Here is a 5,471-nt window from a genome sequence, read left to right as displayed (position 1 = left end):
ATTTGCCCATGAGTGCGTCTGGAACGGAAGCTTGCATCCGAGCCGGTGCACGACAAGTCTGGATGGCAGCCGGTCTGAGTGGTCGGAGACCTACGAGGACATTCATCGCAGTTTCAAACCCGCCGCGTGGATCGTTGGGCGCGTTACGACGGCCGAGAGAGCAAGGCTGGCCCGCACGCCCCGGCGCAACACGGTAAAGCCGAGCGACCATACCACTTTGCGGCACGTGGCCGCGGTTACGCTATCGCGCTCGACCCCTCGGGCAAACTCCGTTTTGCCAAGACAGAGATCAACGGCGACCACGTCGTCGTGCTGCTTGGCCGCGATGTGCCCGATACCTTGCGCCCAGGCGGCCTGTACCGCCAGCGCGACCACCAAGCCGTTCACCACGCGCCCCACGGGTGGACCGAGCATTTGGTCATAGAAATTCCGATGGTAGCTTTGGTTTGCCGACACGTAGGCGACCCGGCGTTGAAACGGTCGGTGATTGCGGCATCCGCGCCTTTCGCCACGGGAATGATGCAGCCGGCAGCGGCCAGCTTGAACTGCACAGCGGGGGACACGAAAACCTTTGACTCCAGGGCACCGTCTCCTTCGGGGCGTCCTACTGGTGGCTCAACCAACGATGCCGCTCAGTGTATCCGTTCGCAGCCTAGTTGGATCGCAATACCTGGGCTCTTCGCCCTCAGCCTATGCCGCTGTCCCAATCAGCAGCCCAAGCGCCAGCAGCGGGACGCTGGCATTTCGAGGTTCGCAACTCAAGCCTTTCGGTTCAACCGTTCCCGGCGTGGCATTCCTATCGGAGGGTGCGCGATCACTGCGATTGGATCTTGACGACGGATATAAACTGTATGCCTGTATGCGGACTATCATACAGAAAGCTTGATGCTAGATTCCTTTCAAATCGAACTGTCCGGTGTGCCGATCTATCTCCAAATACGAGATCAGATGCTCCAGGCCATCGGCGCAGGGCTCGCCAAGCCGGGCGAAAGGATGCCCACGATGCGGCAGGTCGCCATCGCACTTCGCGTAGATCTGAACACGGTCAAACATGCTTATGACGCTTTGGCGCGCACCGGCGCAGTCGAGGTCCAACCCGCACGAGGAACCTTCGTCGCCGAGCATCCACCACCACTGGATCTGGCAATGCAGAAGGCACGGGTCAACGACCTTGCCCATCGAGCAATCGCTTCAGCAAAAACAATCGGAGCCGACCCGCTTCAAGTGGCTCGGCGGATAATTGAGATCAACGCAGAAAGTGGGGGCCAAGAATGAAGGATTTCATCATGGGTGCGGGCGCAAATGCTGTCGCAACGCTGCTGTCGTCAATTCTGTTTGTATTTGCAATAGGCCTTGCGCTGCTTGGCCGGTTAGAGGCGGTTCCCTCTGCCTACGTTGCTGCGGCGATCCTCGTGATCATCGCCATCGTCCTGCCGCGGTGCCTTATCATCGCGAGCCAGTGGGAACGGATGATTGTCCTTCGCCTCGGCAAATTACAAGGTATTCGAGGACCCGGCCCATTCTTCATCATCCCCTTCGCAGACACCATTGCAACGTCAATCGACCAACGTATTCAGACCGCCACCTTCAATGCCGAGCGGACATTGACCAAGGACACTGTGCCGGTGAATGTCGATGCAATCATCTTCTGGCAGGTTCACGATACGGAGCGAGCCGCTCTGGAAATCGCGGACTACAAGGAAGCGATTGGCCAGGTTGCACAAACCTCTCTCCGCGAAATGATCGGTGCGACAGAGCTTTCGGGTCTTTTGTCGGAACGGAAGAAGGCCGACGAACTACTGCGCGAGCAGATCGGATCGAAGACGGCAGAGTGGGGCGTCAGTGTGATTTCTGTCGAAATCCGCGACGTGGCGATCCCCTCGGGACTACAAGACGCGATGAGCCGGCGAGCACAAGCAGAACGCGAGAAAGACGCAAGAATTATACTCGGATCGTCCGAAAAGCAGATCGCGCAGACCTTTGTCGATGCCGCCGAGATTTACGCCAAGATACCTGGCGCAATGCAGTTGCGGGCGATGAACCTGGTGTATGAAGCGACGAAGGAACGGGGGATGACGATTGTCGTGCCCTCGACAATGGCGGACAGCATGAACCCCGGCGGATTGGCCGGCCTCGTTGCTGCAAGCGGCACCGGCGTGGCGTAATTGTGGGGTTTGTCGGGCGGGTGCGCAGCCCAGTGACAGACGAATTTGGCTATTTCGGAGTTTATACCGCACACTCCCATTGCAATGTGGAGGTGTATCTTGAAGCGTCGTAATTTCCTGGCCTTAGCGGCCGGCGCCTCAGCTTCGACACTGGCTCGGCCCAACGTTGTGCGTGCCCAGGGATCTGCCGGGGCATCATCTGTGCTCAAGTTCGTCCCCCAGTCCGACCTGACGCTGCTGGACCCTGTGTTCAACACGGCGCTCGTGACCCGAAACCACGGCATGATGGTCTACGACCAGCTTTACGGCCTGGACAGCAGCTACAACGCCCAGCCCCAATTGGTGGACGGCCACGCGATCGAGGATGATGGACGCACCTGGCGCATCACCCTGCGGGATGGCACCACCTTTCACGACGGCACGCCGATCCTCGCCCGCGACGCCATCGCCAGCATCGACCGGTGGACCAAGGCCGACGTGCTGGGCCAGAACATCCGCGCCATCACCGACTCAATGACCCCGGTCTCCGATCGCGTCTTCCTGATAAAGCTAAAGAAGCCGTTCCCGCTGCTGGCGACCTCGCTGGCCAAGCCGTCCTCCTACTGCCCCGTGATGCCGGAGCGGATGGCCAAGAACCCGACGTCCTTCCAGGTGACAGATATTGTTGGCAGCGGCCCGTTCCGTTGGGTGGCCGCAGAGCGTATGGCTGGCTCGCTTGCCGTGTACGAGCGGTTCACCGGCTATAAGCCGCGCAACGAGCCGGTGAGCTTCCTGGCCGGCGGCAAGATCGCCCGGGTTGACCGTGTGGAGTGGCACACCATCCCGGATGCCGCCACCGCCGCTGCCGCCCTGCAGCAGGGCGAGGTCGATTGGTGGGAGCAACCCACGGCCGATCTCGTACCGCTGCTGAAGAAAGCGCGTAACGTGAGGGTCGAGGTGAAGGACAAGGCCGGCTTGATGGGCATGATCCGCCTCAACCACTTGCAGCCGCCCTTCGACAACCCGGCAATCCGCCGTGCCTTCCTGCCGGCGATCAACCAGACCGACTACATGATCGCATCGATGGGCGATGACCATGCCCTGTGGAATGACCGGTGCGGTTTTTTCCTGCCGGGCTCTCCACTGGCCACCGAAGCCGGCCTCGACACGATGGCCAAGGGGGCGCCGGACTATGACAAGGTCAAACGCAATCTCCAGGAAGCGGGCTATAAGGGCGAGAAGATCGTGCTGGCCGTGCCGACCGACCTGGCCTCGCTGAACGCCATGAGCGAGATTGCCGGTGACATGTTCCGCCGCACCGGCGTCAACCTGGACTACCAGGCATCCGATTGGGGCTCCGTCGCCACACGCGTGATGACCAACAAGGATGGGCTGGACAAGGGCGGCTGGAGCGCCTGGTGCAACTACATCCCCGGCATCATTGCGCTGAACCCGGCGACGCAATCCTATGTCCGCGGGCCCGGCAAGTCCGGCACATCCGGCTGGCCCGACCTGCCGAAGATCGAAGCGCTACGTGATCAGTTCCTCGCCGCTGATAATCTGGCGGACCAGAAGCACATCACGGAGGAGATCCAACTGCAGGCCTTCCAGGACATCCCCTACCTACCGACCGGCGCCTACACGCCGCCCACGGCGTTCCGCAGCAACGTCACGGGCATCGTCGAGGGGTTCCCGCTGTTCTACAACCTGCAGAAGTCCTGATCGCAGCCGAGCCGGGCCTCGCGCACCGGCCAGCACGCCGAAACCAACAAGCCTAAGGTTCTCATGCCGCTATACAATGACCCGACTGCCCGGCCGGACAGCACCGTCAACGTCGGCCCCCGCAGTATCTATCCCACGCCGGGTGATCACCACTGGCAGGAAATGCGCCCCTTCGAGGCCCCCCGCGCGGATCCGGCGTGGCACGAGGTCCACGTCTACACCGACGCCATCTCCTACGCCGCTGGCGAAACCGTGCAGTTCCACGGCAGTACCAATGCGGCAGAATGGACCATCGAAATCATGCGTGACGGGCTGCACCCCACGGTCGTTCACCGAGAGGAGGGCTTGCCGGGCCAGTCCACCGCCATGCCGGTGGACGCCTATGAGGCCGGGTGCCACTGGCCCGTGCTGTATCGCTGGACCCTGCCGGCTGACCTGCCGTCTGGCTTCTACCTGGTCGAGTCCAGTGTGCCGCGGCAACAGGGCGGGCGCTTCGTTCAGCACCATTTCTTCGTCATCCGTCCCTCGGCGGTTGCCCAACCCGGGCGGGTGCTGCACGTGCTACCGACCTGCACCTACACCGCGTATAACGACTGGGGTGGCGCCAACCATTACGGCGGCAGCCACGGCCCGGCGCGCAACGAGATGTCGCCGCTGCTGAGCCTGCAGCGGCCCTGGACCCGAGGCCTGGTGAAGCTGCCGGATAACGCACCGCGTATCTGTGCAACCGTCGCCGAGCCGATGACTCCGTTGCGGTACGACTTCAAGGAATGGTCCTACGCCAACGGTTTCAGCTACTTCTACGCCGCGACCGGCTGGGCGCAGTATGACCGGCACTTCGCCGTCTGGGCCGAACGTGAGGGCTACGCGCTCGATACGATGACGCAAACCGACCTGCACCTGAATCCGGAGCTGCTGAACGGCTATTCCTGCATCGTCATCGTTGGCCACGACGAGTATTGGACGCGGGAGATGCGTCTGGCTATCGAGGACTATGTGGAACGCGGGGGCCATGTCGCCCGGTTTGGCGCAAATTTCACCTGGCAGGTCCGGCTGGAAGACGACGGCAAGCGCCAGGTCTGCTACAAGAGCAACGCGCATCAGACGGACCCAATCTTCGCAACCGGCGACACCTCGCGGCTCACCAGCGCCTGGGAGGACAGGCACGTCCGCTGGCCCGGCGCTACGACGGTTGGGGTGAACGGCTTGGGCGGGACCTACGCGAATTGGGGCCGCTTTACGCCGCGCGGCAGCAGAGGGTTCACCGTGTATCGGCCGGAGCATTGGGCCTTCGCCAAGACGGATCTGAGCTATGGCGACATCTTCGGCGCCGAGGCGCGGATCTTCGGCTACGAGGTGGACGGCGTCGACTACACTTTCCGACGCGGCCTGCCCTACCCGACCGGCGAAGACGGCACACCAGACACTGTCGAAATCCTAGCCATGACGCCAGCCGTGATGGCGGAGGCCCCGCTCGAAAGCTACGGCCTACGCGCCTATGTGGGCGCCCATGACTGGTACGAGAAGGCGGAGATGATCTATGGCGTCGCCAACGAGGAGACGTTGGCGAAATCGTACCACGGATCCGGCATGATGGTGTCGATG

The 5,471-nt window shown here is 62.1% G+C and carries 5 protein-coding genes; 4 read left to right on the top strand and 1 reads right to left on the bottom strand.

All coding sequences use genetic code 11. The features are described 5' to 3' along the window. Positions 1–102: 102 nt before the first annotated feature. Positions 103–414: a hypothetical protein gene (locus GSQ76_RS23395; protein ID WP_158746524.1), complete on the bottom strand. Its 312-nt coding sequence runs from the start codon at positions 412–414 to the stop codon at positions 103–105. Between the two features lie 471 nt (positions 415–885). Here GSQ76_RS23395 and GSQ76_RS23390 point away from each other — a divergent pair, with 471 nt between their 5' ends. The 4 genes from GSQ76_RS23390 to GSQ76_RS23375 all read left to right on the top strand — a co-directional run. Then, positions 886–1,275 carry a GntR family transcriptional regulator gene (locus tag GSQ76_RS23390; protein WP_158746523.1) on the top strand — a complete coding sequence of 130 codons (390 nt, stop codon included), beginning with the start codon at positions 886–888 and terminating at the stop codon, positions 1,273–1,275. After that, positions 1,272–2,165 carry a slipin family protein gene (locus GSQ76_RS23385; RefSeq protein ID WP_254070594.1) on the top strand — a complete coding sequence of 298 codons (894 nt, stop codon included), beginning with the start codon at positions 1,272–1,274 and terminating at the stop codon, positions 2,163–2,165. The genes GSQ76_RS23390 and GSQ76_RS23385 overlap by 4 nt, the downstream gene beginning before the upstream one ends. A 99-nt stretch (positions 2,166–2,264) precedes the next feature. After that, positions 2,265–3,866, top strand: a complete 1,602-nt coding sequence (locus tag GSQ76_RS23380) for an ABC transporter substrate-binding protein (protein ID WP_216851252.1) — start codon at positions 2,265–2,267, stop codon at positions 3,864–3,866. A 63-nt stretch (positions 3,867–3,929) separates the two neighbouring features. After that, positions 3,930–5,471 (top strand): N,N-dimethylformamidase beta subunit family domain-containing protein (locus GSQ76_RS23375; protein ID WP_158746521.1); only part of this gene is annotated, 1,542 nt, incomplete at its 3' end.

Source organism: Acidisphaera sp. L21, from assembly GCF_009765685.1.
GTDB lineage: Bacteria > Pseudomonadota > Alphaproteobacteria > Acetobacterales > Acetobacteraceae > LMUY01.
The sequence above is the reverse complement of the archived record's forward strand: the minus strand, read 5'-3'. Positions and strand labels throughout refer to the sequence as shown.

What these genes read in the sequence shown, in the direction of transcription:
- GSQ76_RS23385 (WP_254070594.1), top strand. Translation starts at nt 1,272, where the DNA reads ATGAAGGATTTCATCATGGGTGCGGGCGCAAATGCTGTCGCAACGCTG.
- GSQ76_RS23395 (WP_158746524.1), bottom strand. Translation starts at nt 414, where the DNA reads ATGCTCGGTCCACCCGTGGGGCGCGTGGTGAACGGCTTGGTGGTCGCG.
- GSQ76_RS23390 (WP_158746523.1), top strand. Translation starts at nt 886, where the DNA reads ATGCTAGATTCCTTTCAAATCGAACTGTCCGGTGTGCCGATCTATCTC.